Annotated in this window: 10 protein-coding genes; 1 reads left to right on the forward strand and 9 read right to left on the reverse strand. The window is 68.6% G+C overall.

Annotated elements, in window-relative coordinates; all coding sequences use genetic code 11:
- Nucleotides 1-125: 125 nt before the first annotated feature.
- Both tkt and Q7W82_RS18525 read right to left on the reverse strand, forming a co-directional pair.
- A complete protein-coding gene (gene tkt, locus Q7W82_RS18520; RefSeq protein ID WP_242160586.1) occupies nt 126-2,126 on the reverse strand; it encodes a transketolase in 2,001 nt (666 codons plus the stop codon).
- A gap of 246 nt (nt 2,127-2,372) precedes the next feature.
- The gene (locus tag Q7W82_RS18525; RefSeq protein WP_242160585.1) at nt 2,373-3,662 is read right to left on the reverse strand and encodes a dicarboxylate/amino acid:cation symporter; all 1,290 of its coding nucleotides are present in this window, start codon (nt 3,660-3,662) and stop codon (nt 2,373-2,375) included.
- A gap of 528 nt (nt 3,663-4,190) precedes the next feature.
- Here Q7W82_RS18525 and Q7W82_RS18530 point away from each other — a divergent pair.
- Nucleotides 4,191-5,180 carry a hypothetical protein gene (locus Q7W82_RS18530; RefSeq protein WP_242160584.1) on the forward strand — a complete coding sequence of 330 codons (990 nt, stop codon included), beginning with the start codon at nt 4,191-4,193 and terminating at the stop codon, nt 5,178-5,180.
- Between the two features lie 362 nt (nt 5,181-5,542).
- Here the strand turns inward: Q7W82_RS18530 and Q7W82_RS18535 are convergent, their stop codons facing one another.
- From Q7W82_RS18535 to Q7W82_RS18565, 7 genes are all read right to left on the reverse strand, one after another.
- Nucleotides 5,543-7,300: a BatD family protein gene (locus Q7W82_RS18535; RefSeq protein WP_242160583.1), complete on the reverse strand. Its 1,758-nt coding sequence runs from the start codon at nt 7,298-7,300 to the stop codon at nt 5,543-5,545.
- The gene (locus Q7W82_RS18540; protein WP_242160582.1) at nt 7,297-9,219 is read right to left on the reverse strand and encodes a tetratricopeptide repeat protein; all 1,923 of its coding nucleotides are present in this window, start codon (nt 9,217-9,219) and stop codon (nt 7,297-7,299) included. Before Q7W82_RS18540 ends, Q7W82_RS18535 begins: the two co-directional genes overlap by 4 nt.
- On the reverse strand, nt 9,216-10,238 hold the full coding sequence (locus tag Q7W82_RS18545) for a VWA domain-containing protein (RefSeq protein WP_242160581.1): 1,023 nt from the start codon (nt 10,236-10,238) through the stop codon (nt 9,216-9,218). The genes Q7W82_RS18540 and Q7W82_RS18545 overlap by 4 nt, the downstream gene beginning before the upstream one ends.
- A complete protein-coding gene (locus tag Q7W82_RS18550; protein WP_242160580.1) occupies nt 10,235-10,702 on the reverse strand; it encodes a DUF4381 family protein in 468 nt (155 codons plus the stop codon). Before Q7W82_RS18550 ends, Q7W82_RS18545 begins: the two co-directional genes overlap by 4 nt.
- Nucleotides 10,699-11,637, reverse strand: a complete 939-nt coding sequence (locus Q7W82_RS18555; protein ID WP_242160579.1) for a DUF58 domain-containing protein — start codon at nt 11,635-11,637, stop codon at nt 10,699-10,701. The genes Q7W82_RS18550 and Q7W82_RS18555 overlap by 4 nt, the downstream gene beginning before the upstream one ends.
- A 67-nt stretch (nt 11,638-11,704) precedes the next feature.
- On the reverse strand, nt 11,705-12,724 hold the full coding sequence (locus tag Q7W82_RS18560; RefSeq protein WP_242160578.1) for a MoxR family ATPase: 1,020 nt from the start codon (nt 12,722-12,724) through the stop codon (nt 11,705-11,707).
- 152 nt (nt 12,725-12,876) lie between these two features.
- The gene (locus tag Q7W82_RS18565) at nt 12,877-14,784 is read right to left on the reverse strand and encodes a type IV pilus secretin PilQ family protein (protein WP_242160577.1); all 1,908 of its coding nucleotides are present in this window, start codon (nt 14,782-14,784) and stop codon (nt 12,877-12,879) included.
- Between the last annotated feature and the right edge of the window lie 15 nt (nt 14,785-14,799).

The following is a 14,799-nucleotide window of genomic DNA, read 5'->3' on the forward strand; positions in this document are numbered from 1 at the left end:
AGGAAACGGCGGTCGCGGCTGAAGCCGCTCCTACGAGATCCACTTTCCCTCATCCGACACATCCGCACAGACAAGAAAAAGGCCGGCATACGCCGGCCTTTTCCGTCTTCCATCGCGGGATCGGCTTACAGCGCCTTCGCCGCCGCCACCACGTGTTCGGCGGTGATCTGGAAGTGCTTGTACAGCACGTTCGCCGGCGCCGAGGCGCCGAAGCTGTCGATGCCGACCACGGCGCCGTCTAGGCCCACGTAGGCGCGCCAGAAGGCGGTGACACCGGCTTCCACCGCCACGCGCTTGCGCACGGACGACGGCAGCACCGACTCCCGGTAGGCGGCGTCCTGGCGATCGAACACGTCGGTGCACGGCATCGACACCACGCGGGTCTTCAGGCCCGCAGCATCCAGCGCCTGCTTGGCTTCCACCGCCAGGCCGACTTCCGAGCCGGTGCCGATCAGGATCACGTCGGGCGTGCCGCCCTCGGCATCGGCCAGCACGTAGCCGCCGCGCTCGATCTGCTTGATCTGCTCGGCGCTGCGCGGCTGGTGCGGCAGGTTCTGGCGGCTGAACACCAGGCAGCTCGGGCCGTCCTTGCGGGTGATCGCGGCCTTCCAGCTCACCGCCGACTCCACCGTGTCGCAGGGGCGCCACACGTCGTTGTTGGGGATGTAGCGCAGCGACGCCAGGTGTTCCACCGGCTGATGGGTCGGGCCATCCTCGCCCAGACCGATCGAATCGTGGGTGTAGACGTGGATCGCGTGCGCTGGGATCAGCGCGCTCATGCGCACGCCGTTGCGCGCGTAGTCGCTGAACACCAGGAAGGTGGCGTCGAACGGAATGAACCCGCCGTGCAGCGCCAGGCCGTTGGCGATGGCGGTCATGCCGAACTCGCGCACGCCGTAGTACACGTAGTTGGCGTTCGGATCGTCGGTGGCGACCGACTTGCTGGCCTTCCACAGGGTCAGGTTGGAATGCGCCAGGTCGGCCGAACCGCCGACCAGCTCCGGCAGCAGCGGGGCGAACGCCTCGATCGCCATCTGCGAAGCCTTGCGCGAGGCGATGGTCTGGCCTTCGGCGGCCTGCTTGGCGATATAGGCGTCGGCCTGGGCGAGGAAGTCTTCCGGCAGCTCGCCATGCGAGCGGCGGGTCAGTTCCGCGGCTTCGGCCGGGTACTGCTTGGCGTACTTGTCGAAGGCCTGCTCCCACTCGGCCTGGCGCAGCGTGCCCGCACCACCGGCGCGCCAGCCGTCGTAGATCGCCTGCGGGATCTCGAACGGCGCATACGGCCAGTTCAGCGCCTTGCGCGCGCCTTCCAGCTCTTCCTTGCCCAGCGCGGCGCCGTGCGAGGATTCCTTGCCGGCCTTGGTCGGCGCACCGAAGCCGATGGTGGTGCGGCAGCAGATCAGGGTCGGCTTCTCGCTCTCGGCGATCGCGGCCTCGATCGCGGCCTTGACCGCGTCGGCATCCTGGCCGTCGACATCGCGGATCACGTGCCAGTTATAGGCCTCGAACCGGGCCGGGGTGTTGTCGCTGAACCAGCCGGCGGTGTTGCCGTCGATGGAGATATGGTTGTTGTCCCAGAACGCCACCAGCTTGCCCAGGCCCCAGGTGCCGGCCAGCGACGCGGCTTCGTGGGACACGCCTTCCATCATGCAGCCGTCGCCCATGAACACCCAGGTGCGATGGTCGACGATCTGGTGCTCGGGGCGGTTGTAGCGCTGCGCCAGCAACTTCTCGGCCAGCGCGAAACCGACCGCGTTGGCAAAGCCCTGGCCCAGCGGACCGGTGGTGGTCTCCACCCCCGGGGTCTCGCTGCGCTCGGGATGGCCGGCGGTCTTGCTGTGCAGCTGGCGGAAGCGCTTGAGCTCCTCGATCGGCAGGTCGTAGCCGGACAGGTGCAGCAGCGCGTACTGCAGCATCGAGCCATGGCCGTTGGACAGCACGAAGCGGTCGCGGTTGAACCAGTGCGGGTTGTTCGGGTTGTGGCTGAGGAAGTCGTTCCACAGCACTTCGGCGATGTCGGCCATGCCCATCGGCATGCCGGGGTGGCCGGAATTGGCGGCCTCGACCGCATCGGCGGCAAGGAAACGGATCGCGTTGGCGAGTTCGCGGCGGGTAGGCGTCGTCATGAGGGATCTGTCGGAAGCGGGCGCGTGGCGTCGGGCCCACTATTGTCCCACAGGCTGGGATTGGGGATTGGGGATTGGGGATTCGGGATTCGTAGTGTCACCGGCTGTAGGCCCCGGATGGCGTAGAAGCGGCTTCAACCGCAACGGGCGTTTTCCGGGGATGGTCCATCGCGGCTGAGGCCGCTCCGACGCGTGGCCTGTCAGGCGGCGACGCCGCCACCTTCCCCAATCCCGAATCCCGACTCCCTAATCCCGGCCATCCTCGCCCTTGGCCACCAGCGTGGTCAGGGCCAGGTCGCCGGTCACGTTCAGCGCGGTGCGGCACATGTCCAGGAAATGGTTGACGCCCAGGATCATGCCGATGCCGACCGGGTCGACGCCGACCATCGCGCAGATCAGCGCCACCACCGGCAGCGAGCCGGATGGCACGCCGGCAGTGCCGATGCCGCCGAGGATGCACACCAGCATCACCATGCATTGCTGCGCGATGCTCAGTTCCACGCCGAAGAACTGCGCCAGGAAGATCACCGTCACCCCCTCGAACAGCGCGGTGCCGTTCTGGTTGGCGGTGGCGCCAACGGTCAGCACGAAACGCGAGACCTTGTGCGGCAGCCCCATCTGGTCGGCCACGCGCAGCGCGGTCGGCAGGGTGGCGTTGCTGGACGCGGTGGAGAACGCCATCACCGTCGCTTCGCGGGTAGAGCGGAAGAACCACAGCGGCGAGCGTCCGGCCAGGCGCACCGCCACGCCGTAGCTCACCACCATGTGCAGGCCCAGCGCCAGCACCACCACGCCCACATAGGCGCCCAGCCGCACCAGCAGCTCGAAGCCGAACAGTGCCGCCAGGTTGAACATGAAGCAGGCCACCGCATACGGCGCCAGGCGGATCACCAGCCCGATCAGGGTCATCGAGATCTCGAACACGCCCTCGATGCCGCGGCGCAGCGTCGCCACCTTGGCGTCCTCGCTGAGCACCATGCCCACACCGAACATCACCGCGAAGAACATCAGCGACAGGATCGCGCCGTTGCTGGACGCGGCTTCGATCACGTTGTCGGGCACGATCGACAACAGCATGTCCATGCCGTGCGGCTGATGCTTGCTCTGGTCGACGATCTGCGCGGTACGCTCCACGTTCTGCTGCAGCAACTGCTGCGCCAGCTCGCGATCCACGCCGATGCCGGGCTTGAGCACGTTGACCAGCACCAGTCCCAGCAGCACCGCCACGCCGGACAGCACCACGGTGTAACCCAGCGTCTTCCAGCCGATCCGGCCGAGCGCGCGGATGTCGCCCATCTCCGAAATGCCCATCACCAGCGCCGAGAACAGCAGCGGCACGATCAGCATGAAGATCAGGTTGAGGAACAACTTCGAGAACGGCGTGGTGAGGTACTTGGTCAGCGCCTGCACCCACGCCGCATCGCCTCCCACGCTCATATGCACCGCCAGGCCCAGCACCAGCCCGAGGACGAAGCCGATCGCCATTTTCCAGTGCAACGGCATGCCGGTTTCGGCCTTCACGGGGGTGTCGGTCATGAGTGCACCTTGCGAGAGAGAACCCCGAGCTTAACAAACCCCTACTGGGAGGCCGCAAGCCTGTGGGGGCAGTCCATGCGCCGCGCAGACATCGGCCCACATCCGGCCGATGGCCCTGTCGCCCATTGCGCCGCATCCGCCGCCCTGGCCGGCCCCCATCTTTTTCCTCTCCTGCTCGCCGCCGCGGCCTGGGTGCTCAGGCGCTCAAGACCGGCCGGCCTCACGCCGAACATGCATCGTAACCAGAGCGCATATCTGATGCAGACATGGACGCCTTAGCCACGCACGTCCTGACGCACCGATGTCGAACAGTGGCTATGAGGCAGATACACGTCTATCGAAACGCCACAACGGCCTCCGGATCGGATGTAGTGCCGTTGAAACCAGAGAGAAGGAGTTGGAAGACACGTCGTTTTATTGGGCTGCAGATCTGATTTACGGAATGGCACGACCGCTAGATTGTTGCGCGGGGGGCACGACCGAACGCACGCCCCCGGGTACCCATCCGATACGCAAAAAAGGACGCACATGAAAAGGACTCTGTTTGCCCTGACGCTGACGACCGCAACGCTAGCTGGCGCAGTCACGCCAGCGAAGGCCGAAAATCAGATCTGGCAACGCGCATCCGGCACCGAATGGGCAGGTGGCCTCGCAGGTAAGGCGCATCAACCAAAGGGCTACTATCTGTTCAATGAGGGCTATGGCAGTGCAGTGGACTTTCCGCTCCACGAGCTTTGGGACGTGAATGCCTTCACCCAGGCGGGCGCGCCTGTGCAAGCCGCGCATCAAGCCAGTTTCAACGCGACGCGTTATGGCAGCACCAGCTTCAACATGGGAGGCGGCAAGGCCGGCGTGTTCTTGAATACCTACGGACATGACGGCGCGCTCGACTACAAGATGGACGGCGCATTCGGCGGCGAGCTCGAAAACAATCAGATCCACAACTGGTCATATGGACCGAATAGTCGGGTGTGCTTTGCGACGCGGCACAAAGTGACGTATTTCTCCTCGGAGCCAGTGCCTAAGGTGCAAAGCTATTTTTCGGTTTTCATTTACGACACCCGGCTGGGCAAAAGCATCAACCTGACCATCAAGCTCTGGGCTAATCGGCCTGAAGACACGGGCGAAGGTGCGGGCAATGCCGAAGTAGGACGCTACATGTACTCGTTGGCCAGGGAGAATGCCCTGTTCACGACGAAGGCGCCTGGTTCGGACGAATCGGTCATCGGCCGCGTCCCCCTGAATGAAGAGCGCTTCTACCACACGTGCATCACCCGTCAGAACCTTGCGAACATGGTGCAGGCATACAACGAAGGGCTGCCGGAAGCGCAGAAGGCCAGTTGGGATTTGAACGACTATCGGGTGGACGGGGTGTTCGTCCAGACCGAAGCCATGGATCTGCGGCACGTCGTCGCTGGCGATCACCCCAACAATTGGGTACTGGGGCCAGTCAGACAGGAAGGCATGATGAAAGTGGGCGTTCTGTGGTGGGACCACTCGGTCATCACCCGGTACTGACCGCCGGCGTGTCGCCCGGCCAGATCCGATGAGTGGGGCTTGTGTCCTTAACGATCGTTCGTTACGGGCGCAGCGGACGTGGCTGGCCACCCGGAAACCGCGATTGTCGTTGCCCATGGATGCCGCTGCGCAGCGAGCGGGATCATCCCGCTCGCTGCCAATGTCTGCGTGATCCGAACCCCGCGCGACCCATTGAAGGAGCGATGCGCGGCATTGGCATCGGTTGCAGTCTCGCGTCGACATATTGCCGCCGCGCGGCGCACTTCTGCGCAAGCACCGCCCCGTCGCACGCGCCAACTTGCGGCAACTCGTTGCCGCGCGGCGCTACGCCGCGCCGTGGGTTCTGGCTGGCGAGGGCCGCTTCACGCGTCGCGCGGATACAACGGCGGCAAATCGTCCTTGTCCTGCTTGCGCGGCGCAGCGCGCCAACGCGGCCCGGCCCAGAACGCCTGGCGCAACGCGGCGCGCGCACCGCTCACATCGCCGCCACCGCCCCAGCGCGCGTGCTGCATGCGCAGCACCGCCTCGCGCTGTGCCGGATCGTCCAGACGCTGCACGACCGTATCCAGGTCGGCGACGCCCGCCTGTGCGCACAGGATCGCCGCGACCTCGTCCAGTCCGCCGCTGTCCAGGGCCTTGCGCAACGCCGGCAGCGCGGCGCGGGCGCTTGCAGGCGCCGATGGCGTGCCAGGCGCAGCGTTGGGCGCCGTCGACGGCAGCGCGGCCGCGCCGCGCGGGCGACGCGCGGGACGCCAGGCCCAGACCAGGGTCGCCAGCCATAGCACCGCGAAACCCGCGGCCAATGCCATCCACAGCGGCAACGAAGCGAGCCGTCCGCGCAGCGTGTGCGTCGGCGCCACCGCGTTGTCCGGCGGCACCACGCTCAGCGTCGGCGCCGTCGGACTGACCGGCGCCGGGGCCGGCGCGGGCACGCCTTGCCCAGGCTGCACCTGCAGGGTCAGGTCCGGCAGGCTGGCCTCGCGCGCGGCCCCGGCGCCGACATCCCACCAGGGCATGCGCAGGCCGCGCACCAGCAACGGGCCCGCCGCCTGCGGCACGATCGAGTAGCGGCGGGTGACGGTCACCTGCGGGCCGCCGTCGACGAAGCGTTCCTGCACCTGCGGCGGCTCGGCGAACACCTGCGCGCCATCGACGCTGGGCGTGGGCAGTTCGGGGAACTGGGCCTGGGTGGCGCCGCGTGCGGTGGCCTCGACCACGATGTCGGCCGCCTCGCCGGCCTTGGCGCGCTGCGGCGTGGCGGTATAGCGCAGGCGCAATTCATGCAGCGGCAGCCATGGCTGCGGCGCATTGGCCGGCTGCGCGCGCACCTGCAGGGTCTGCGCGGTACCGCGCGCATTGAGTTCGCCGCCGCGACCGAAGTAGTCGTCAAAGAAGCCGGTGGGGCCACGCCCGCTGAAACGCGCGCCTGGCAACAGCAGCGGTCCGCTGCGTTCGGGGACCAGCAGGTAATGCCGCTCGACCACGGTGTACATGCGTCCGTCGATCTGGCGGCGGTTCTGGATGTCGTCGCCGACGCGCTGCAACGACGCGCCCGCCGGCGCGTCCAGGTCCAGTTCGCCGGAACTCAGCGGCACGCCGAGATACAGCCGCACCACCACGCCCACGCTCTGCTGCACATAGGGCTGCGCGTCGTCGACGACGGTCTGCACGAACACATCGGCGTTACCCACTTGCGCGGGCACATCGGCGTTGGCGGTGGCGGGCGCCGCGGCGCTGGCTGCGCCCACCTCCAACCGCAATGGCGCGGTGCGCTCGTTGCCGACCTGCAGCGACGGGATCTCCAGCGTACCGGTGCTGCGCGGGGTCAGGATCACGCCGAACAGGGACTTCGCCGAGACCGCACCATTGACGATCTGCATCTGCCGGCTCTTGACCTCGTTGCTGAGCGCGAAATCCGCGCGCAGCGGCGTGTAGTCCGGGGTCGCCGTGGCTTGATCGGTCTCGATGTTGAGGGTCACGCCCTCGCCGGCGCCGACGTTGTCGCGATCCAGCCACGCACGCGTGGCGGCACCCGCCGGCAGCGCCAGCAGCAGCGCGGCCAACGCCATCAGCACCGCGCCGACGCGCCCCCGCTGGCCGACTCGCTTGAAGTGGATCATGGTTCCTGTTCCCGCTGCCTGCGTTCGTGTTCCAGCCTGAATTTGGCGCGCAGCAGATTGCCCGGATCGTCCGGCACCCGCCGCAACCACGCCTCCACCGCCTGGCGCTGCTCGCGCTGCTGCGGCGTCTCGTTCGCGGCGGCAGCCGCGCGTTCGGCGGCCTGCTTGTCGGTGCCGCCCTGCTGCGCCATCGCCTGCTGCATCTGCTGGCGCTGCGCCGCATCGGCCTGCTGTTGCGTCTGCGCATCGCCAGGCTTCGGTGGCGCCTGTTGTGCGTCCTTGGCGCCTTCGCGCCCCCGCTGGCCGTCGCGCTGCTTGCCATTCTGTTGCTGGCCGCCCTGCGCTTGCTGCTGGTCCTTCTGCTGCTGGCCCGACTGCTGCTGACCGTTCTGCTGCTGTCCGTTCTGCTGCTGTCCGTTCTGCTGCTGACCGTTCTGCTGCTGTCCGTTCTGTTGCTGTCCGTTCTGTTGCTGTCCGTTCTGTTGCTGACCGTTCTGTTGCTGACCGCTCTTCTGCTGCTGGCCGTCCTTGCCCTGCTGGCCGGACTTGGAGTTCTGCGACGACTGACGCTTGCGCGCGGCCTCCACCGCGGCGCGGTTGGCGATCGCATCGGCCATCTGCGGATGCAGCTTCAGCGCCTTGTCGTACGCGTCGATCGCCTCGTCGTAACGGCCCTGGCGCGCCAGCGCATTGCCGAGGTTGTACCAACCTGCATCGTTGTCGATGCCTTCGAACTGCTGTTGGGCGGCGGCGAAATCGCCCTTGCGATACGCCTGCACGCCGGCGTCCAGCCGCTGCTGGCGGACCTGGTCGGCACGCTCCCACCATCCACCTGCAACAGGACCGGACGCCTGCGTCTGTGCCTGTGGCGCCTTCGACGCCTGCGCCTGCGCATGGACCGGTATCGGCATCGCCAGCGGCGCCAGCACCAGCAGCAGCACCGCGGCGCCACCACGGCGGCGGAACGCGAGCAATGCCAGCAGCATCAGTGGCGGCAGCAACCAATAGCCTTGATCGAGCCACACGCGGCCATGGCTTTCGTCGGCGGCCGTGGCGTCCGCTTCCTGCGGCCGCAACACGCCCAGCGCGCGCAGGTCGCTATCGTCGGGCGTCAACGCGGCATAGCGCCCCGCGCCGGCCGTGGCCAGCGCACGCAGCGAGCCGGCATCCAGTTGCGCGTGCGCCAGCCGGCCCTGGTCGTCGCGGTAGGCAGCGCCCTGCGCGGTGCCCAATCCCAGCGCGGACACGTGATAGCCCTGCCCGGCCGCACGCGCCGCCGCCTGCTGCGCCTGCGCATCGGCCTGATCGCTGAGCACCAGGATGTCGCCACGGGAGAAACCGGCCTGGCGCAGCAACTGCGCTGCCCAGTCGATCGCCAGGTCGGTCCGCTGCCCCGCCACCGGCATCACCTGCGGCGACAGCGCGTCGAGGAACAGGCCCACGTTCGCCGCGTCGTCGGTCAGCGGCGCCACCGTGTACGGCTCGCCGGCATACGCCAGTAGCGCCACTTCGCCGCCGGCGCGCTCGTGCAGCAGCCGCGCCAGCTTGGCCCGCGCCTGCAACAGCCGCGACGGCGGCAGGTCGCGCGCATCGATCCGCGCGGACAGATCCAGCGCGATCACCAACGGCGTGCGCGCCTGCCACAACGGCTGCTGTTCCTGGCGCCAACTCGGCCCGGACAGCGCCAGCACGGCGAGCGCATAGCCCAGTGCACCCAGCAACAGGCCGGCGCGGCCCTTGGCATCGCCGCGCGCCAGCAGGTGCGGCAGCAGGTGCGGGTCCACCGTGCGCCGCCAGATGTCGCGGCGCCGGCGCCGACGCCACCAGCTCCAACCCAGCAACGGCAGCAACAGCAACGCCCACAGCCACTCCGGACGCAACAGGTGCAGGGCCTGGAGGAACTCCATCACGCGGGTCATTGCCGCCTCCAGGGCCAGATGAAGGACAGCAACGCCAGGGCCAAGGCCGCGCCCAGCGGCCAGGCGTAGCGTTCGATCCGCGGCCGCACCGCCGGGCCGGCAGACCGTACCGGCTCGAGCCGATCCAGCTCGGCGTAGATCGAGGCCAGCTCGGCAGTGTCGCGGGCGCGGAAGAAGCGCCCACCGGTGTCCTGCGCGATCTTGCGCAGCGTGTCCTCGTCGACCTGATCGTCGCCGCCGCTCCCGGGGATCGGCAGGCCGAACAGGGACATGCCGCCGTCGCCACCGAAGGCGATGGTATAGACGCGCACGTGTTCGGCCTTGGCCAGTTCGGCGGCCTTCAGCGGGTCGAGCACGCCGGCGGTGTTGACGCCGTCGGTGAGCACGATCAGCACGCGCTCGCCCTGCTTCTGCTCGCGCAGGCGCTTGACCGCCAGCGCGATCGCATCGCCCAGCGCGGTCTCGCGACCGGCCAGGCCGACCACGCTGTCGCGCAACTGGTCGCGCACCGTGGCCAGGTCCGCGGTCAGCGGAGTCAGCGCATACGCCTGCTGGCCGAACACCAGCAGGCCGATGCGGTCGCCGTCGCGGCGGTCGAGGAAATCGGCCAGCACCGCCTTGGCCGCGGTCAAACGATCGACCACACGCCCGCCCAGCGTCATGTCCGGCTCGCTCATGCTGCCGGACAGATCCACCGCCAGCATCAGTTGTCGGGCCTGCTGCGGCGGCGCGATGGGCTCGCCCAGTTGCAGCGGCCGCGCCGCCGCCGCGCACAGGCAGAACCAGGCCAGCCATGCCAGCCACACGCTGGCGCGCCACAGCCCACCGCGCACCGGGGCGGCGGCCACGGCCTGCAGGCGCTCGCCATAGGGCACGCGCAAGGCCGGCGCATTGCCGCGGCGTGCCGGCAGCAGCAGGTTGGCCAGCAAGGGCAGCGGCATCGCCAGCCACATCCAGGGCCAGGCGAAGCCGGCCACCAGATCGCTGAGGCTCTGCCACGACGACGGCAACAGGCTCATCGCCGTCCTCCACGTCGCGTCGCCATCAGCACCAGGAACCGGCGCCGCGCCAGCGGCAGCAACGCCTGCACCTGTGCCGGGTCCACGCTGGGCCGATAACCGCCATCGAGCAGCACACGGCCCGGGCCGGCCGAGAACGCCTGGCGCTTGTCGCCCCCGTCCAGGAACCGCAGCCAGTCTTCGCCCTGCAATGTCGCCGCGGCGGGATCGCGACGTTGCGCCGCGCGCCGCAGCAACTCCGACACCGCGGCCACCTGCGCCGGCGGTTCACCCGCGCGCGTTGCCGCGTCGAACTGGCGCTGCCAGCGCTGCACGCGCTGGCGCCGGCGTATCCACACGAACAGCACCGCGGCGATCGCCAGCAGCAGCACTGCCGCCAGCATCCACCAGCCCGGTGCGGGCGGCCACCAGGCTGGCGCCGGCGGCAGATGCACATCGCGCAGGGGCAGTTGCTGCGGACTCATGCCATCGCCCCCTGCGACACCGGCAGCAACCACGATTCGCTGGGCGCGTCGCTCAGCAGCACCCGCACCTGCACGCCACGGCCCGGCAGTTCCGCAGCCAGGGTTTCCAGCGGCTGCACGAACTGCGCGCGCCAGCGCTGCTGCGCGGTGCTCGCCAGCAGATCCACTTCCACGCGGCGGCCGCCGGCCCAGAACGGCAGGGCTGCGCGCGGCGGCTGCACTTCCAGCGGATCGGCGAGCAGCAACAACTCGACGTCGTTGTGCAGCGCCAGTCCGGCCCAGCGCGCGGCGGGTACCGCCTGGGCGCTGGCCGGATCGGCCAGCACGGTCAGGCGCGATCCTGGGCGCAGCAACTTGGCCGCGTGATCCAGGGCCATGCCCAGGCCGGCGTCATCCTGCGGCGGCTGCGCATACCAGCGCGCCAGCGCATCGAGCACACGCAGCACCCCGCGCGGTCCGGAGGCGGGCGGCACCGGCGCTTCGCTGCGGCTGCCGCGCAGGGCGGCCAGGCGATCGCCCTGGCGCTGCGCCGCCCATGCGGCCACTGCCCCGGCACGCGCCGCCTGCACCGACTTGAAGCGGACGCGCGTACCGAAATAGAGCGACGGCGCGGTATCGGCCACGATCAGGCTGAGCCGCTCGCGCTCGGCCTGGAACAATTTGGTGTGGGTACGGCCGCTGCGCGCGGTCAGCCGCCAGTCGATGTGGCGGACGTCGTCGCCCACCACGTATTCGCGCGATTCGGCGTACTCCATGCCACGCCCGCGCATCGGCGACGGCGCGGCGCCGCTGAGGCCGTGACGGCCGCGGCGCGGCGCTGGCACCCGCGCGACGGCCGCGCGCAGCGCCACCAGTTCGGTCAGGCTGGGGCGGACGCCCGCCTCGGCCGGCGCGGCGGCCTGCGGTATGCCCGGCGCGGTCGGCTGCGGTGCCATCGTCGTTACTCCGTGCGAAGGCGGACGACCGTCAGCCCTGCATCAGGGCGGGCGCACCTGCACCCGGTCACGGCGGCGGCACCTTGTCCAGCAGCGCGGCGACCAGGCGATCGCCGTCCCAGCCTTCGGCGGTGGCCTCGTAGCTGGGCAACACGCGGTGGCGCAGCACGTCGGCGGCGACCGCGCGCACATCGTCGGGCGTGACGAAATCGCGTCCGGCCAGCCAGGCCCGGGCGCGCGCGCAACGCTCCAGCGCGATCGAGCCGCGCGGACTCGCGCCCCAGGCGATGCGCCGCGCCAACGCGGCGTCGTAACCGCTGGCGTCGCGCGAGGCCAGCACCAGTTCGATCAAATAACGCTCCAGCGGCGGCGCCATGTGCAGCGCCAGCACCGCACGGCGTGCGGCGAACACATCTTCCAGCGGCATGCGCGACGGCGGCGCCTCCCCCGCCTCCAGCGTCTCGCGCGCGCGCTCGCGCGCCAAGCGCAGGATCTCCGCTTCCGCCGCTGCTTCCGGATAACCGATCCGCACATGCATCAGGAAGCGGTCCAACTGCGCCTCCGGCAACGGGAAGGTCCCTTCCTGCTCGATCGGGTTCTGCGTCGCCATGACCAGGAACAGCTTCGGCAGCGCATAGGTATGCCGGCCGACGGTGACCTGGCGCTCGCCCATCGCTTCGAGCAGCGCCGATTGCACTTTGGCTGGCGCTCGGTTGATCTCGTCGGCAAGCAGGATCGGATGGAAGATCGGCCCGGGCAGGAACTCGAAGCGGCTTTCCTGCGGACGCCACACCTCGGTACCGGTGAGGTCGGCCGGGAGCAGGTCCGGCGTGAACTGCACGCGGGCGAAGTCCGCTTCCAGGCGCGAGGCCAGGGCGCGAATCGCCGTGGTCTTGGCCAGACCGGGCGCGCCTTCGACCAATAGATGGCCGTCGGCGAGCAGCGCGATCAGCAAGCGTTCCACCAGCGCCGATTGGCCGACGATGGTCTGGGACAGGCCGTCGCGCAGGGCGACGAACGCGGCGTGCAGGCGCTGCTGCTCGGGCGCGGCCGGCGGGGAATCGAGGGGCGAGGAGGACGTGTTCATTTGCGCAGTCTGACCGATCACCGGTGAAAATGGTTCCGCGCGCCGCCGCCGCCGCGTGCTGTGAATTCAGGATTTCCTCATCCATGCGGCGTAAACGACGACGGGAGAGGCCTGCGCCTCTCCCGTCGGAGGATCCCGCCTGTCCGCACCGGTCATCCGGCGCGCTTGGCCACGCGCATCACCTTCGGGGTCACGAAGATCAGCAGTTCGGCCTTGCTCTTGCTGCGGCCGCGTTGCTTGAACAGATTGCCCAGGAACGGGATGTCGCCCAGGAACGGCACCTTGGAGACGCTGCTGCGATCGGTGAACTCGTACACGCCGCCGATCACCACGGTCTGCCCGTCGTCGACCAGCACCGCGGTGTTGATTTCACGGCGATTGATTTCCGGCACCGTGCCGTAGTTCTGCAGGGTGACGTAGCGTTCCACCTCGTCCTTCTTGACGTTCATGTTCAAGAAGATGCGGTTGTCGTCGGTGATGGTCGGGGTCACCTTCAGTTCCAGCAGCACTTCCTTGAACTGCACGTTCGGCGTGGCAGCAGTGCCGCCGGTACCACCGGTGATGGTGACGTAGCCGATTTCCTTACCCTGTTTGATCACCGCCTCGCGCTGATTGGAGGTCACGATGCGCGGGTTGGAGATCACTTCGCCACGTCCCTCTTCCTGCAACGCCGACAGTTCCATATCCAGCGAAAAATTGGCACCCAGCAAAGTATAAGCAATGGAGCCGGGGGTTCCATTGGTGAAGGTACCGGCAGGCATATTGAAGTTCAGCCCGCTGGGAATGTTGTGCACGCTGTCGTTGATGATCGAGGTGTTGTTGGCCAGGTTGCCGCTGACCACGCCGGTATTGCCGCCGTACTGCCGGCGGCCGGCCACACCGAAACGTGCACCCAGGTCGCGGGCGAAAGTATCGGTGGCGATGACGATACGACCCTCGATCAGCACCTGGTCGACCGGCCGATCGATCACGTTGATCAGTTCGCGCATCTGCGCGACCTTCTTCGGGATGTCGCTGATCATCAGCGTGTTGGTGCGCTCGTCGGCGACGAGCCGCCCGCGTGGCGACAGGAAGCCGTTGTCGTTCTGACTACCACCACCGTTGCCACCACCGCCACCACCGCCGCCACCACCGATGCCCTTGGCCTCGGTCAGCGCCTTGAAGATCGCCGTGGCGCTGTGATAGTTGATCTGCACGTAGTCGGTGATCAGGTCCTCGCGGTTCTCGATCGCGATGCGCGCGTCTTCCTTGTCCTGTTCGAACTTGGCCAGTTCCTGCTGCGGCGCGACCCAGATCACCTTGCCGTCGCGGCGCTTGTCCAGGCCCTTGGCGCGCAGCACGATGTCCAGCGCCTGGTCCCACGGCACGTTGACCAGGCGCAGGGTGACGCTGCCCTGCACGGTGTCGGACGCGACGATGTTGAGATTGGATTCCTCGGCGATCAGCTGCAGCACCGTGCGCACCGGCACGTCCTGGAAGTTGAAGGTCACCGGCTTGCCGCTGTAGCCGCGCTCGGCCACCTGCGCGGCGGCCTGGCTGACCGTGGCCGCGGTGACCGCGCCGACGGCCGGCGCAGCGGCGCGCGGGGTGATCTCGACCACGTACTCGTTGCCCGACTGGTAGGCCAGCGACTCGAACGGGCCGTTGGTGCTCAGCGTCAGCTGCGCGCCGCCCGCATAGGGCTTGGCATCGATGCGCTGCACCGGGGTGGCGAAGTCGGTGACGTTGAGCGGCCGCTGCAGCTCCGGCGGCAGCATGGCATTGCCGACGTCGACCACCACGTTGTTGCCCTGCGTGCGCAGGTCCGGGCTGGCGCCGGCGCCGTTGAAGGACAGGATCAGCCGCCCCGCACCGCCATCGCCGCGCTTGAAGTCGACCTTCGACACGGTGAGCTTGGCCGGCGTCGCCGCCGCCGCGGCAGGCGTGGCCGCAGGCGCAGTGGCCGGCGCCGCGCTGGCGACGACCGCGTTCCCGAGCATCGCCGCCAACCCCAACGCGCATAGCCGCATCGTCGCGTGGCGCCGGATGGGGCGCAGGCTCAGGGCTTTGGAAAAAGTCATCGTGCTATCCCCATA

The sequence above is a fragment of the Xanthomonas indica genome (assembly GCF_040529045.1).
GTDB lineage: Bacteria > Pseudomonadota > Gammaproteobacteria > Xanthomonadales > Xanthomonadaceae > Xanthomonas_A > Xanthomonas_A indica.

Excerpts from the sequence above, each read along its gene's own strand:
- Q7W82_RS18545 (WP_242160581.1), bottom strand. The coding sequence starts at position 10,238 with ATGAGCCTGTTGCCGTCGTCGTGGCAGAGCCTCAGCGATCTGGTGGCC.
- Q7W82_RS18535 (WP_242160583.1), bottom strand. The coding sequence starts at position 7,300 with ATGATCCACTTCAAGCGAGTCGGCCAGCGGGGGCGCGTCGGCGCGGTG.
- Q7W82_RS18550 (WP_242160580.1), bottom strand. The coding sequence starts at position 10,702 with ATGAGTCCGCAGCAACTGCCCCTGCGCGATGTGCATCTGCCGCCGGCG.
- Q7W82_RS18540 (WP_242160582.1), bottom strand. The coding sequence starts at position 9,219 with ATGACCCGCGTGATGGAGTTCCTCCAGGCCCTGCACCTGTTGCGTCCG.
- Q7W82_RS18555 (WP_242160579.1), bottom strand. The coding sequence starts at position 11,637 with ATGGCACCGCAGCCGACCGCGCCGGGCATACCGCAGGCCGCCGCGCCG.
- Q7W82_RS18565 (WP_242160577.1), bottom strand. The coding sequence starts at position 14,784 with ATGACTTTTTCCAAAGCCCTGAGCCTGCGCCCCATCCGGCGCCACGCG.
- tkt (WP_242160586.1), bottom strand. The coding sequence starts at position 2,126 with ATGACGACGCCTACCCGCCGCGAACTCGCCAACGCGATCCGTTTCCTT.
- Q7W82_RS18525 (WP_242160585.1), bottom strand. The coding sequence starts at position 3,662 with ATGACCGACACCCCCGTGAAGGCCGAAACCGGCATGCCGTTGCACTGG.
- Q7W82_RS18530 (WP_242160584.1), top strand. The coding sequence starts at position 4,191 with ATGAAAAGGACTCTGTTTGCCCTGACGCTGACGACCGCAACGCTAGCT.
- Q7W82_RS18560 (WP_242160578.1), bottom strand. The coding sequence starts at position 12,724 with ATGAACACGTCCTCCTCGCCCCTCGATTCCCCGCCGGCCGCGCCCGAG.